This is a genomic window from Pseudomonas sp. TE24901, from assembly GCF_054058375.1.
In genome coordinates this window covers 64487-77362 of the sequence record NZ_JBSSAF010000008.1, presented here as the reverse complement: position 1 = coordinate 77362, position 12876 = coordinate 64487, and the positions used below count along the sequence as shown (strand labels likewise).

Below are 12876 nucleotides of genomic sequence, written 5' to 3'. Positions count from 1 at the left end.
GCGAACTGATTTCAAGCCATAAAAAAGGCCGGAATTCCCAAGGGAGCCCGGCCTTTCTCTGTAGGAGCCGGCTTGCCGGCTCCTACAAGGGGGGGTGCGATCAGCGAATGCCTTCGGACCTCAGGGCTGCCGGGGTGTAGTCCGCTGCTTTTGCCGCGAAGCCGAACACGAAGCTGCTCTTCTCTTCGTTTTTCATGCCCAGGGCGATGTAGCGCCCGGCGATGAGGTCGTACAGGGTTTCCACGGTGTAGGCCGGCACCTGGTGGTCGTAGTAGAACTGCGCATGACCTTCGGCCACCCGCCACAGCTGGCCACGGCCGTCGTAGTGATCCACCAGTGCCACCTGCCAGCTGTCTTCGTCGATGTACATGTGGCGCTTGGCGTAGATGTGCCGCTCGCTCGGCTTGACCGTGCCGACCACTTCCCACACGCGGTGCAGCTCATAGCGGGTCAGGTCCTGATTGATGTGGCCGGCCTTGATGATGTCGTCGTACTTGAGGGTCGGCTGGTCCAGCTTGTAGCTGTTGTAGGGAATGTACATCTCCTTCTTGCCCACCAGCTTCCAGTCGTAACGGTCCGGGGCGCCGGAGAACATGTCGAAGTTGTCGGAGGTGCGCAGGCCGTCGGACGCCGTGCCCGGCCCGTCATACGCCACTTGCGGCGCGCGGCGTACCCGGCGTTGGCCGGCATTGTAGATCCACGCCAGGCGCGGTTCCTTCACCTGGTCGAGGGTCTCATGCACCAGCAGCACGTTACCGGCCAGGCGCGCCGGCGCGGTCACCGACTGCTTGAAGAAGGTCAGCACGTTGGCGCCCTTGGCCGGGTCCATGTCCGGAATCAACTGCGGCACTGCCACTTCTTCTTCGAAGCGGATCGGGGTGTAGCTGCCGTTGGTCTGCGGGGTGGCCTGGGTGATGATGCGGCGCAGGTTGCCACCGTGGTAACGGGTGATGTGGTTCCACAGCACCTCCACGCCATTCTTCGGAATCGGGAACGCGTAGTAGCGGTTGCCGGTGAAGTTCTCCAGGCCGTTGCCGTCGTTGATCGCGTGCACATTCAGGGCGCTGCGCTTGATCGACTCGTAGATGTCCGCTGGCAAGTTGACCGTGCGGTGGCTGGGGTACACCGGGATCTTGTAGGTCTCGGGGTAGCGCTTGAACATGGCGACCTGGCCGTCGGAGAGTTTGTCCTTGTACTTGTCGACGGTGGCCGCGGTGATCACGAACAGCGGTTTCTCACTGGCGAATGGGTCGGCGAGAAAACCCTTGCTGTCCACCGCGCCGGCGTTTTTCGGGATGCCGCCCGTCCAGGCCGGGATCGAGCCATCGGCGTTGCCGGCCTTTTCCGAGCCCATGGGGGTCAGGGTGGTGCCGAGCTTGGCGGCTTCGTCCGGGGACACAGCGGCCATGACATTGGCGGCCATCAGGCTAAGGGCCAATACGCCGCATTGCAGAATCATCTTGCGCATGAAGTTGTCCTTTTCAAACCGTGATCAGAAGTTCGCACCGACGCTGAGGGACAGGAAGTCGCGGTCGGTCAGGGTGTTGTAGTGGCCACCGAAAAAGTCGGTGTAACTGAGGCTGGCGGTGTAGGTGTTTCGGTAGTCGGCATCGACACCGATGCTCACCGCCTTGGCGCCTTCGTTGAACAGGCCGTTGGGGCCGTAGCCTTTCACGTCATGGGACCAAGACAGGTTCGGCTTGAGGTTGACCCCGGCAAACACGTTGCTGTAGTCGAGGATCGCCCGGGCGCGGTAACCATAGGAGGTGGCGGTGACAAACCCATCGGTATCACCTTGGTAGCCGTAAACGCCGTAAACCGAATCACGCCCATAGCGCAGCTTGCTCTTGGATTCCAGGCCCGCCACATAGGTGACGCCCGCCTCGCCCACCAAGGTCAGACGGTCAGCGCCCAAGACCTGATCGAAGAACTGAGTAAAGGTGGTTTGAGCCTGGGTGATTTGCTTGCGGCGGTAGCCTTTGTTGTCGGCGCCGGCAGAGGAACTGATGACCGAAGTTCCGGGAGTTGCCGGGTTAACCAGCGCCAGCGTCAGGTCGGTGGTGTTCAACTGCACGGGGGCGTTGGGCCGGTAGCTGATTTCGCCGCTCCACGCCGTGCCGGTGGGCAAGGTGGTCGAGAAGCTGGCGCCGTAGAGGCGAATGTCTTCCGGGTATTCGAGGTAGTACTGGCCACGACCAAGCATGACGCTTGATTTGAGCGACGGCAGTAACGCCGCAGGGACAAACCCTGCCATACCGGCCAACGCATTCAGCGTGCCCTGCCCGGCACTGGTGGTACCCACCGTCGGTGTACGGCTGTGGTAATTCATGAAATACAACGCGTACTCAGTGTCGTCCCCCAGCCAGCGCAAGGCACCGCCAAACTGGCCGCCGTCGCGGGCCTCACGGTCCTTACCACGCTGTACCACAATCCCTTCGTTGGTCACTGCAAAGCCTTGCCCGAAAGCCCTGGCCAGCGGCTGGAACCCCGCCGCCGCCGCAGTCCCCACGGTGTAGTTGTTGTTACAACCGTGGGCTACTACGTCATTGCCAAAGAACGTCCCGCAGTTATCCACCACGGTGTTTTCCCAGTTCAACTGGTAGAAGCCTTCCACGGTCAGTTGGTTGGTGAGGCTCTGCGAAGCGAACAGCATGTTCACCGGAATCAGCCCTTCCTTGATCTCCGCACCTGGGCGGCGGAAGGCCGAGACATCGATGGGGTTGATGCTATTGATGGAGTTGCCGATAAAGGTGCTCTCGCCCCAACTGACCACTTGCTTGCCCACGCGCACGTTGCCCGGCAGGTCGGCGATGGAGTAGTTGTGATAGACAAAGGCATCGAGCAATTCGTAGCCGGAGGAACGTGCGCCTTCATCGCGATGGTGATTGCTGATCTGCTTGAACTCGCGGTCTTCGTCCTGCAACTCGAAGTCGTACCAGTACTTGCCGCGCACGAAGACGCCGCTGTCACCGTACTTGAGCTCCAGGTCGTGAATGCCCTTGAAAATCTTGGAGAAGGTCTCGCCCTTCTTGAAGTTCAGCCGCCCGTCATCCCCGGTAGACGCCTGCCCCGTACCGCCATTGGTCACGCCCACCAACTTCTTGTCGGCATCGCGCATGCCCCAACTCGCGCCGACCGACAGCGAGGAGTCGAATTGCCCTTCGATCTCGCCAATGTTGAACGAAACAGCCTGCGCCTGGGCGCAGCAACCCAGTGCAACCGCAGCCGCCAGCGCTTGCGGCGTGAAGATGGCGCGCATTGTTGTTTTTGTCATGCGTCTTCCCCGGTGAGTGACAGAAGGCCCCACCCTACTGCCGCACATCAGGAGCGATAAGCGCACCAAAGGGGTATTCGTGCTGTCGCTCAAAAGGATTAGCCGGCGCTCTGGCCGGGGTTTTCGCGGGGGCATGGACCGGGTGGATGGCGGGTTATCAGGGGCATGGATGGTGCGCCGCGCAACTGTTGCCAATTCAGTAACAGTCCTTGTCCCGATCCGCTATTACTCATTCTGTTACAACCGAATATGCTTACCGGGTTTTCAGGGCGAACCGCCCGCTTCCGCAACCGGAAGAACAGCTGGATTCAAATGGATTGAGGCCTGTTTTCAATCTGTTATCGGTGTTCACTGACGTTGATTTGTCGCTCCTTGATCCAACGTCTTACTTCGGCCGCTGCCTGTGCAGCGGCCTTTTTTATGCCCCAAATAAAACGGGGCGCTCTCAGCGCCCCGTGGGATTCAACCGTGTTCCAGCAACGATCAGAGGCTGAACTTCTGTAAGTTGGCCATCATCTCCTTCAATGCTTCGATGTTGTCCTTGGGGTGCGCCGCGCCGTGGAAGTCGCAGATCTGCGCCCAATGCGCCGCCACATCGTCAGGGGAGAAACCGGCCTCGGGGTCAAAGCCCATGCCCAGGCTGCGCTCCCAACGGGTCTTGCCGATCCATCCGCCGCCCACCTCGAACAACCCCGAGGTTTCCTGGCACGCCTCGCTGCCCAGGTACACCACCAAGGGGCTGACCAACTCCGGCTTGAGGCGCTCGAACACTTGCGGCGGGATCAGGCCTTCGGTCATGCGCGTGCCGCCCGTGGGCGCAATGGCGTTGACCAGGATGTTGTTCTTGCGCCCTTCCAGCGCCAGGGTGCGGGTCAGGCCATACAAGCCGAGCTTGGCCATGCCGTAGTTGGACTGGCCGAAATTGCCGTAGATGCCCGAGGTGGAGGCGGTGAAGATCACCCGGCCATAGCCTTGCTCACGCAGGTGCGGCCAGGCGGCGCGGGTGACTTTGTAGGCGCCTTCGACATGCACCCGGTAAACCAGGTCCCAGTCGCTGTCGTCCATTTTGTGGAAGGTCTTGTCGCGCAGGATGCCAGCGTTGTTGACCACCACGTCGATGCGGCCGAAGGCGTCCAGCGCGTTCTGTACGATCTTGTCGCCGTCGGTGACGGAATCATGGTTGGCTTCGGCAATGCCGCCCGCTTCGCGGATTTCGGCGACCACGCGGTCGGCAGCGGAGGCATTGGCGCCTTCACCTTGGGTAGAGCCGCCTAAGTCGTTGACCAGCACTTTAGCCCCATGCCTGGCGAACAGCAGCGCATGGGCCCGGCCCAACCCGCCGCCGGCACCGGTGACGATCACGACCTTATCCTGGAACTGCACTGACTCACTCATACCGAACTCCGCTGGCGACAATGGGAATGGGTTGAGTGTCAGGCACAGCGCCTGCGGTCACAATAAAGTCGGCCGAGGCTGAATGGTGCTCGATAAGGCAGCGGGATGATTGTGCGACTCAGGAATAGGCAACCCGAGGCGCCGGATGCCCAATACGCTCGCGAAACGCCAGGTAATGCTTGAGCACCTGCACCGGCGCCTCAATCTGCGGGTAGTGGCCGATGCCTGCCAGCAGCACCGTGTCAGCGTGCGGTACCAACTGGTGATAACGCTCCACCATGTGCGCGCCGGAGATCGGGTCGACCTCACCGTCGATCACCCGCAAGGGCACGTCGCCACGCTGCATCGCCGCGACCCATCGCTCACGCTGGCGACGGCGCTGGGGAATATAGGCGATCAGTTTGTGCAGGATGCGCGTGCCGTCGTTGCAGTGGATCAGGCTCCAGAAGTCATCCAGGGCGCTTTCGCTGGGCCGGGTGTGGGGCCCGAAAATCTGGCTGAAGCTGTCCGACAACGCGTTGCGCCCAAAGGCGCGACCGATCATCCAGCCCAGGGGGCTGAGCAGCAGTTTCTGTACCAGGGCCGGGCGATGGGTTTCGGGAAACAGGCCGCCGTTGAGGAACACGCAACTGGCCATCTGAAAGCGACCCTCGTAATGCCGCGCCAGCAATTCCTGGGCAACGCTGTCGCCGTAATCATGGGCCAGCACATGCACCGGCTGCTCCACCCGCAGGTGTTCAAGCAAGGCTTGCTGCAAATCGGCCTGTTCCAGCAGGCAGTAGTCGTGATCCAACGGCTTGGCGGATTCGCCGAACCCCAGCATGTCGCACGCGATCACCAGGTTGCGCTGGGCCAGGGGCTGCCACAGGTAATGCCAGTCCCAGCTGGCGGTGGGAAAGCCGTGAATCAACAATAGCGGTTCGCCTTGCCCGGCCACCCAGTAACGGATCGTGCGGCCACGGAAGTCGAAGGCCTGGCTGCGCTTGCGCCAGGCTCTGAGCGGGATCTCGGCGAGTGGCATCAGCTTTTATACCCCGGGTCTTGGCTGTCCAGCTTACGCAGCAACGCCGGCCAGGCCAGCGCGCCTCCCATACCTTGGGCGCTCTTTGTGACAGCCGCCACCATCGCCTTGGCCCCGGCCAGGATCTGCGGCCCGATGGCAATCAACTCGGCCCCGCCGTTTTGCGCCAGCACCTGGATTTCGCAGGCGCGCTGGAAGGTGAACATCATCAGGAAGGTGTCGGCAATGCTGCTGCCGCAGGTGAGCAAGCCGTGGTTGTGCAGCATCAGGAAGCTGTTTTCGCCCAGGTCGGCCTGCAGGCGGGCTTTCTCTTCGTGGTTCAGCGCCACGCCTTCATAGGCATGATAGGCCAGGCTGGACAGCACGAAGATCGATTGCTGGCTGATCGGCAACACGCCCTGCTTCTGCGCGGCGACCGCCACACCTGCTGCGGTGTGGGTATGCAGTACGCACGTCACATCGTGGCGCACTTCATGGATAGCGCTGTGGATGGTGTAGCCCGCCGGGTTGATCTCGTAGGGGCTGTCCATCAGCTTGTTGCCGGCCTGGTCCACCTTGACCAGGCTCGACGCCGTGATCTCATGGAACATCAGCCCATAGGGGTTGATGAGGAAATCATCGGTGCCCGGCACCTTCGCCGAAATATGGGTGAAGATCAGGTCGTCCCAGCCATGCAGCGCCACCAGGCGATAGCAGGCTGCCAGGTCGACACGGGCTTGCCATTCGGCAGCGCTGACCTGGTCTTTGACATTCTGTGGCGTTAGAACGGGGGCTAGGCTCACGGCAATGACCTCCTTGGCGCACTTCTTAATTATTGTTTTTTTCGGTGATGAGCCAGTCTAGTCAGACACCCCGGCCACCGTAGTTGCCTTGGCAGCCAGCTTGATGACCGTGCGAGTCAGTCAGAAGAATAGTCCAAATGGCGTCAGAGAAGCGCCGCCAATAAAGGCACGGCGAACAGGTTGAGCAGCCCGGTCAGCACCATCACCAGGCCCGCCACCGAACCCTCTTCGCCGCCCACTTCCCGCGCCCGGCTGACGCCTGCGCCATGGGCACCCACGCCAAACAGGGCACCCCGCGCCAGTGGTGTGCGCAACGGCAACCACTTGAGCAGCACGCCGCCGAGCATGGCGCCGAACACACCGGTGAACATCACGAACACAGCGGTGAGTTCCGGCACGCCGCCGAGGTCGGAACTCACCGGCATGGCAAACGGCGTGGTGATGGAGCGCGGTACCAGGGACATTGTCACCGAGCTGTCCAGCGCCAGCGCCTTGGCGAGGCCGAACGAGGTGGCGATGGACGCCGCACTGCCCGCGATCATCCCCAGCAGCAACGCCGACCAGTGGCGTGCCAGCAACCGGCGCTGTTGCCAGATCGGCACGGCGAACGCCACGGTGACCGGGCCCAGTACCAGCATCAGCCAATGGGTGTCGGCGGCGTATTCGGCGTAGGCCGTTTTCATCGGCACGGCCACCGCCAGCAGCAACACCGGCACCAGAATCAATGGCGACAACAGGTAGCGCCCGGTGCGGCGGTAGATCCAGCGGCTGAAGATGTAGGCGCCCAGGGTCAGTACGAGCCAGAACACCGGCATCAGCTCAAGCTTCACGGCGCATTCTCCAGCGGCACACCAGCTCGACGGTAAACGCGGTCACCAGCATCACCGCCAGCGTGCTGAAGCCGATCACCAGCAGGATGCGCCAGCCGTCGTTGCGCAACAGGCCGCCGTAATCGAGCAGGCTCATCAAGGCCGGGATAAAGAACAGCAGCATCTCCGCCATCAACACCCCGGCGCCCAGTTGCAGGGCCGCCGGCTTGACCAGCCCACTGGCGAAGGTCGCCAGCAACAGTCCCAGGCCCACTACGCCGCCCGGAATCGGCCAGGCCAGCCATACGGCCAGTTCACACCCCAACAGGTAGATAGCCAATAGCACGACCAACTCCGCCAGCAGACGGCCGAGGTGTTTGAAGGTGAAACGTTTCATGGGCTTTGATTCCTCGCAGAACGCCATTTTAAAGAGGCCATGCCCATCCCCACAGCGAATTGTTAGACTGCCAACTATTCCAAACTGGAATCACGCCCCATGGAATTCAAACAGCTGCGCAGCTTTGTCGAAGTGATCCACCGTGGAGGTTTTACCCAGGCCGGTAGAACCCTGCACATCAGCCAATCGGCCGTCAGCAAACAGGTCGCGCAGTTGGAGGAAAGCCTGGGCACTCCCTTGCTGGAGCGCACCGGCTCGCAGATCCGCCTGACCGCCGCCGGCGAGGTGGTGCTGCAGCGGGCCGAGGCCATGCTGCGCCTGCAGGCCGAGTTACTCAGCGAACTGGATGACATGCAGCAACTGACCCGCGGCGAGTTGCGCCTGGGCCTGCCGCTGTTGGCGGGAGACACGTTGTTTGCCGGGCTATTTGCCGAGTACCGCAGGCGCTACCCGAACGTCACCATTCAATTGCTGGAGGGTGGCAGTCGTACGATCGAGCAGGCGATCCTCAGCGGCGAGCTGGACGTGGGTGGCAGCCTGATGCCCAGCGACCCGGCCTTTGCCTGGCAAGCGTTCTGCGATGAACCGCTGGATGCCTTGCTGCCGATGGACCATCCCTTGGCGGACAATGCCCAAGTCCGTCTTGAGGAATTGGCTGACACGCCGTTCCTGATGTACCAGCGCAGTTTTGTGCTGAACGATCGGCTGATGCAGGCCTGCCAGCAATTGGGTTTCACCCCGAAGGAAATCGGCCGCAGCGGGCAGGCAGATTTCCTCGTGGCGCTGGTGGCGGCCGGCCAGGGCGTGGTGTTGCTGCCCAGTGTGGTCGCCCGTGGGCTGGTGCGACCAGGGGTGGTACGCCTGACGCTCAAGGCGCCGGAGTACCTGCGCTGGGACATCGCCTTTATCTGGCGTGAGGGCGCCTATCTGTCCAAAGCCGCCCAGGCCTGGCTGGCGTTGCTGCGCGAGTTTCCGGTCAGCCGCGCAGTGCAGTGACCAGCTCCGCCAGCCACGGCTCGGCGTCAGCTTCGGGGGTGACGCTTTCGCTGGCGTCCAGGCGCAGCATTGGCAGCACTTCGCGCACACCCAACTCGCCGAACAGCTCGCGCATTTGCTCGCCGCCTCCGCAGAAGGTATCGCCATAGCTCGCATCACCCAAACCGATCACCGCGCCTGGCAGGCCACGCCAGGCGGCAGGCAACTGGTCGCGGATGGACGAGTACAGCGGTTGCAGGTTGTCAGGCAACTCACCCATGCCGGTGGTGGAGGTCACTGCCAGGAACGCCTCGGGGGCGAAAGCCTGCACGTCGGCCAAGGTCGCACGCGGGTTGTGCCAGGCGTCAAAGCCGGCGGCCTTGAGGATGCCGGCGGCGTGGCGGGCGACTTCTTCTGCGGTGCCGTAGACCGAGCCGGAAAGGATGGCGACTTTCATCAATCTGATCCTGTAGTTGAGCGAAAGCGTGGGATATTAACAGCTGGCGCAAATATTTCGGCGTGTACCGTGCAACATTCAAGGCGTGCCATAAACTCCACATTCCAGAACTCGCCATAGAACGCTCAATGATCAACGCCCACCTGATGCAAATGGTCATCAACGCCTCCAACGACGGGATTGTCGTCGCCGAACGGGAAGGCAAAGACAAACCGCTGATCTACGTCAACCCGGCTTTCGAACGGATGACCGGCTATGACCTGGACGACATCCTGTACCAGGACTGCCGCTTCCTGCAGTCGGGCGACCGAGACCAGCCGGCCCTGATGGCCATTCGCGAGGCCCTCGACAGCGGCGGCAGTTGCCGGGAAATCCTGCGCAATTACCGCAAGGACGGCACCCACTTCTGGAACGAGCTGTCGATTTCGACGGTTTTCAACGAGACCGACAAGCAGACTTATTTTGTGGGCGTGCAAAAAGACGTGACCGCCCAGGTCAGGGCACAGCAGCGCGTTGCACAGCTGGAAGCACAGGTGGCCGAGCTGAAAGAGCAGGTGGCCGCCCTTCAGGCGACGAGTGGAATCAACAAATTGTAGAAAACGCGGTCTTTAGAGCGATAATGGCTTTTTAATGTCTCACCGTGAGCACCCTCATGCATCGCGACGCTCTACTGACCCAGGACGAACTGGACTTCATCCAGAACATGCAGCACAACCCGCAGCTCAACTTGCGGGACGCATCGTCGAGCCTGACCGTCAACGGCGGCGCGCAGATTCGTGATTTGCTCACCCGGCTGGCCGCTCACGACCACCTCACCATCCAGGCCCAATTCGACAACCAGCAACTGACCTTTCCCCTGCATCTGGTGGAAGATGAGTTTCACGCGGTGCATTTGCGCCTGGGCGTACCCAGCATCTTCGAAGACGGGCCGATGATCCGTCCGTGGCGCCTGGCACTTGAAACACCGGTGGCACTGGAAAACGTCAGGGGCAGCCCTGGCGCGCTGTGGGTGCATGAAGTGTCATTCAAGGGGGTGCTGGTGGAAATCCGTGGCCGGATCAAACCGCCAAAATCCTTTTCCCTGTGGTTCAGCCCGTCCGGGTACGAGCGTATCGCGCTGCGCGGCACGCTGGAGCGGGAAACCGCCCGCGGCTTGTTCGCTTACCGCCTGAGCCAGGGCGACGCGGATGAAACCGAGCGCCTGCGCCAGTTCATCCTGCACCAGCACCGCCTGGTGCATCCACAGGTCCACGCCTGATATCAGGTATCCAGCCGGCCGCCGAGAAACTGCTGCAAGCGACGCGGCATCAGCCGTGCGTCATTGCCCAGGCAGCCAATCGACGACCCGTTCAAGCTCGTTTCTGCCAAGTCTGATGCATCACCGGCCAACAGCAACGGGCAATCCAGGGTCATGGCAAGGCGCTTGAGGCGCGACGGCAATTCGCTGCCTGGGAAACGATTGGAAAACAGCACCAGGGCCTGAGGCCGGGTCTTTTCGCAGACCAGCGTCAGCTCATCGAAGGGCTGGCCAACCCCCAGGACTTTGACCGCGAGGCTTTCCGTCGACATCAACAAGCCTGCAACCAATAACTCCAGCTCGCGGCATTCCCCGGCGATGGCGGATAACAACACCCTGGGCGCAGGCGTTGCCGTCGCCATTTGTAGGCGTTGCGCGGTACGTGAACGCAGGAAGTTGTCGAAGAACAGCCATTCGCTGGCCTGGCCGAAGCCACCGTGGTGACGCAGCAGTTGTTGCCACAGCGGCATCAGGATGTCCTGGAACACCACGGCCATGGAGTAGGCCGAGAAGATCTGGCCATATAGGCGGTCAAGCTGGCGGTCATCGAATGCGCTGATGGCCTGGCGCAATTGCACTTGCCATTGGCGCCACTCCAGCTCGGTATCGACGCGCGAAGCGCTGATCGACTGGCTGCTGGCGTCATCTCGCGCGAGAATCTTGCCCACCTTGCTCACCGCGACGCCGCGTTCGATCCAGTCGAGGATGCGATGAACGGTGTCGATATCGGTGCTTGAGTACAACCGATGCCCACTTTCGGTGCGCACAGGCTGGATCAACCCATAGCGTCGCTCCCAGGCACGCAGCGTGACCGGGTTTACGCCGGTGAGCCTTGCGACTTCGCGAATTGGAAACAACACCACATCGTCAGCCTGGCTGTCTTGTGTGGTTTCACGCTGTGGGGCAATGATTTCGGGCATCAGAGGTCGGAAAGATCCGTGCAAATGTGGATCCTATTTAACGCCCATTGCCGTCGCCGGTTCAAGGTCTGCGGCGATCTGTCCGAAGTCTCTGGCGTATTTGGATAAAACAGGAATAATCCTTGCCTGTTTTTACGTGGCAGCCCCACCCGGCCGCTACGTTCGTGCGCCGCCTACCCGGCCCAGCGCACCTGATTACTCGGAGATACACAATGTCTACCTCACCCGTCACCCTGATGGTTGCGCGCCGCGTGGCCAAAGGACGCTATGAAGACTTGATGACCTGGCTGCGCGAAGGCGAGCAACTGGCCACCGACTTCCCCGGCTACCTGGGCTCAGGCGTGCTTGCACCGCCGCCCAACGACGACGAATTCCAGATCATTTTCCGTTTTGCCGACGAGAAAACCCTGCATGCCTGGGAGTTTTCCGCCTCCCGCAGCGCCTGGCTGGACCGAGGAAGCGAACTGTTTGCCGACCCGTCCGAGCATCGCGTGAGCGGCATCGATGGCTGGTTCGGCGCCGCAGGCGCGCGACCGCCGCGCTGGAAGCAAGCCGTGGCGATCTGGCTGGCGTTTTTCCCGGTGTCGCTGATTTTCAACTTTGTACTGGGCCCGTTGCTCGGCGAGTTGGACCTGCTTCCCCGCGTACTGGTCAGCACCCTGGCGCTCACGCCACTGATGGTTTACCTGTTCATTCCGCTGTCGACTCACCTGCTGGCCAACTGGCTGCATCCCGCACCCACACCGCGCAAGGCCACCGAAGCCGCCGCGTGAGTACAGGGGGCCCGGTCGCTGGTATGATTTGAGCCTGCCAGCGAATCGAGCCCCCCATGACTGCAACAGACGCCCCGATCCTGATCACCGGTGCCGGCCAGCGTGTCGGCCTGCATTGTGCCGAGCGCCTGCTGGATGACGGCCACTCGGTGATTTTCAGCTACCGCAGCGAACGCCCCGGCGTACACACCCTGCGCGAGCGGGGAGCGGTGGGCGTGTTTGCCGATTTCTCCAGCGAGGCCGGGATCCTGGCCTTCATCGCTGAGCTGAAGACTCACACCGACAGCCTGCGCGCGATCATCCACAACGCCTCGGCGTGGGTTGCAGAAGCCCCAGGCGACGAGAGCCGCGCGTTCAGCGACATGTTCAGCGTGCACATGCTTGCGCCCTACCTGATCAACCTGCATTGTTCACCCTTGCTGCAACGCTCGACACCGGCGGACATCGTGCACATCAGCGATGACGTGGTGCGCAAGGGCAGCCGCCAGCACATCGCCTACTGCGCCACCAAGGCCGGGCTCGACAGCCTCACGTTGTCGTTCGCCGCGCAGTTCGCGCCGCTGATCAAGGTCAACGGCATCGCCCCGGCGATGGTGATGTTCAACGAGGGCGACGACGCGGCCTACCGCGCCAAAGTGCTGGCCAAATCGGCCCTGGGCATCGAGCCCGGGCCCGAAGTGATCTACCAGAGCGTGCGTTACCTGCTGGATAACCCTTATGTCACTGGTACCACCCTGACCGTCAACGGCGGGCGGCATATCAAGTAAGCCGTTTGT

Annotated in this window: 14 protein-coding genes; 5 read left to right on the top strand and 9 right to left on the bottom strand. The window is 61.9% G+C overall.

Annotated features, from left to right (window positions below; genetic code table 11):
* Positions 1–100: 100 nt before the first annotated feature.
* The 7 genes from ACVWVP_RS17320 to ACVWVP_RS17290 form a co-directional block, all read right to left on the bottom strand.
* Positions 101–1468 (bottom strand): DUF1329 domain-containing protein, encoded by a 1368-nt coding sequence (locus ACVWVP_RS17320; protein ID WP_178923654.1) that lies wholly within the window; start codon positions 1466–1468, stop codon positions 101–103.
* 24 nt (positions 1469–1492) lie between these two features.
* Positions 1493–3259, bottom strand: a complete 1767-nt coding sequence (locus ACVWVP_RS17315) for a DUF1302 domain-containing protein (protein ID WP_178923691.1) — start codon at positions 3257–3259, stop codon at positions 1493–1495.
* A gap of 498 nt (positions 3260–3757) precedes the next feature.
* Positions 3758–4669 carry an SDR family oxidoreductase gene (locus ACVWVP_RS17310; protein ID WP_457407350.1) on the bottom strand — a complete coding sequence of 304 codons (912 nt, stop codon included), beginning with the start codon at positions 4667–4669 and terminating at the stop codon, positions 3758–3760.
* A 118-nt stretch (positions 4670–4787) separates the two neighbouring features.
* Positions 4788–5690 carry an alpha/beta fold hydrolase gene (locus ACVWVP_RS17305; protein WP_178923651.1) on the bottom strand — a complete coding sequence of 301 codons (903 nt, stop codon included), beginning with the start codon at positions 5688–5690 and terminating at the stop codon, positions 4788–4790.
* The gene (locus ACVWVP_RS17300) at positions 5690–6472 is read right to left on the bottom strand and encodes a class II aldolase/adducin family protein (protein ID WP_457407348.1); all 783 of its coding nucleotides are present in this window, start codon (positions 6470–6472) and stop codon (positions 5690–5692) included. Before ACVWVP_RS17300 ends, ACVWVP_RS17305 begins: the two co-directional genes overlap by 1 nt.
* 143 nt (positions 6473–6615) lie before the next feature.
* Positions 6616–7302, bottom strand: coding sequence for an LrgB family protein (locus tag ACVWVP_RS17295; protein ID WP_259174745.1), 687 nt, complete (start codon positions 7300–7302; stop codon positions 6616–6618).
* Positions 7292–7678, bottom strand: a complete 387-nt coding sequence (locus tag ACVWVP_RS17290) for a CidA/LrgA family protein (protein WP_259174746.1) — start codon at positions 7676–7678, stop codon at positions 7292–7294. The genes ACVWVP_RS17295 and ACVWVP_RS17290 overlap by 11 nt, the downstream gene beginning before the upstream one ends.
* Before the next feature lie 99 nt (positions 7679–7777).
* On the opposite strand from ACVWVP_RS17290, the gene ACVWVP_RS17285 reads away from it, so the two are divergent.
* Positions 7778–8674: a LysR family transcriptional regulator gene (locus tag ACVWVP_RS17285; RefSeq protein ID WP_259174747.1), complete on the top strand. Its 897-nt coding sequence runs from the start codon at positions 7778–7780 to the stop codon at positions 8672–8674.
* Here ACVWVP_RS17285 and ACVWVP_RS17280 read toward each other — a convergent pair.
* Complete coding sequence (locus tag ACVWVP_RS17280) at positions 8655–9110, bottom strand: flavodoxin (protein ID WP_178923646.1); 456 nt, start codon at positions 9108–9110, stop codon at positions 8655–8657. The two genes, ACVWVP_RS17285 and ACVWVP_RS17280, sit on opposite strands and share 20 nt — an antisense overlap.
* A gap of 128 nt (positions 9111–9238) precedes the next feature.
* On the opposite strand from ACVWVP_RS17280, the gene ACVWVP_RS17275 reads away from it, so the two are divergent.
* Complete coding sequence (locus tag ACVWVP_RS17275; protein ID WP_178923644.1) at positions 9239–9706, top strand: PAS domain-containing protein; 468 nt, start codon at positions 9239–9241, stop codon at positions 9704–9706.
* A 56-nt stretch (positions 9707–9762) separates the two neighbouring features.
* Positions 9763–10368, top strand: coding sequence for a hypothetical protein (locus ACVWVP_RS17270; protein WP_178923642.1), 606 nt, complete (start codon positions 9763–9765; stop codon positions 10366–10368).
* Positions 10369–10370: 2 nt separating this feature from the next.
* Here ACVWVP_RS17270 and ACVWVP_RS17265 read toward each other — a convergent pair whose 3' ends face one another.
* Positions 10371–11327 (bottom strand): MerR family transcriptional regulator, encoded by a 957-nt coding sequence (locus ACVWVP_RS17265; protein WP_457407343.1) that lies wholly within the window; start codon positions 11325–11327, stop codon positions 10371–10373.
* A gap of 212 nt (positions 11328–11539) precedes the next feature.
* On the opposite strand from ACVWVP_RS17265, the gene ACVWVP_RS17260 reads away from it, so the two are divergent.
* Together ACVWVP_RS17260 and folM are read left to right on the top strand one after the other, a co-directional pair.
* Positions 11540–12100, top strand: a complete 561-nt coding sequence (locus tag ACVWVP_RS17260) for an antibiotic biosynthesis monooxygenase (protein WP_457407341.1) — start codon at positions 11540–11542, stop codon at positions 12098–12100.
* Positions 12101–12156: 56 nt separating this feature from the next.
* The gene (folM, locus tag ACVWVP_RS17255; protein ID WP_178923635.1) at positions 12157–12867 is read left to right on the top strand and encodes a dihydromonapterin reductase; all 711 of its coding nucleotides are present in this window, start codon (positions 12157–12159) and stop codon (positions 12865–12867) included.
* The last annotated feature ends 9 nt before the right edge of the window (positions 12868–12876 follow it).

Excerpts from the sequence above, each read along its gene's own strand:
- ACVWVP_RS17320 (WP_178923654.1), bottom strand. The coding sequence starts at position 1,468 with ATGCGCAAGATGATTCTGCAATGCGGCGTATTGGCCCTTAGCCTGATG.
- ACVWVP_RS17315 (WP_178923691.1), bottom strand. The coding sequence starts at position 3,259 with ATGCGCGCCATCTTCACGCCGCAAGCGCTGGCGGCTGCGGTTGCACTG.
- ACVWVP_RS17310 (WP_457407350.1), bottom strand. The coding sequence starts at position 4,669 with ATGAGTGAGTCAGTGCAGTTCCAGGATAAGGTCGTGATCGTCACCGGT.
- ACVWVP_RS17305 (WP_178923651.1), bottom strand. The coding sequence starts at position 5,690 with ATGCCACTCGCCGAGATCCCGCTCAGAGCCTGGCGCAAGCGCAGCCAG.
- ACVWVP_RS17290 (WP_259174746.1), bottom strand. The coding sequence starts at position 7,678 with ATGAAACGTTTCACCTTCAAACACCTCGGCCGTCTGCTGGCGGAGTTG.
- ACVWVP_RS17285 (WP_259174747.1), top strand. The coding sequence starts at position 7,778 with ATGGAATTCAAACAGCTGCGCAGCTTTGTCGAAGTGATCCACCGTGGA.
- ACVWVP_RS17280 (WP_178923646.1), bottom strand. The coding sequence starts at position 9,110 with ATGAAAGTCGCCATCCTTTCCGGCTCGGTCTACGGCACCGCAGAAGAA.
- ACVWVP_RS17275 (WP_178923644.1), top strand. The coding sequence starts at position 9,239 with ATGATCAACGCCCACCTGATGCAAATGGTCATCAACGCCTCCAACGAC.
- ACVWVP_RS17270 (WP_178923642.1), top strand. The coding sequence starts at position 9,763 with ATGCATCGCGACGCTCTACTGACCCAGGACGAACTGGACTTCATCCAG.
- ACVWVP_RS17265 (WP_457407343.1), bottom strand. The coding sequence starts at position 11,327 with ATGCCCGAAATCATTGCCCCACAGCGTGAAACCACACAAGACAGCCAG.
- ACVWVP_RS17260 (WP_457407341.1), top strand. The coding sequence starts at position 11,540 with ATGTCTACCTCACCCGTCACCCTGATGGTTGCGCGCCGCGTGGCCAAA.
- folM (WP_178923635.1), top strand. The coding sequence starts at position 12,157 with ATGACTGCAACAGACGCCCCGATCCTGATCACCGGTGCCGGCCAGCGT.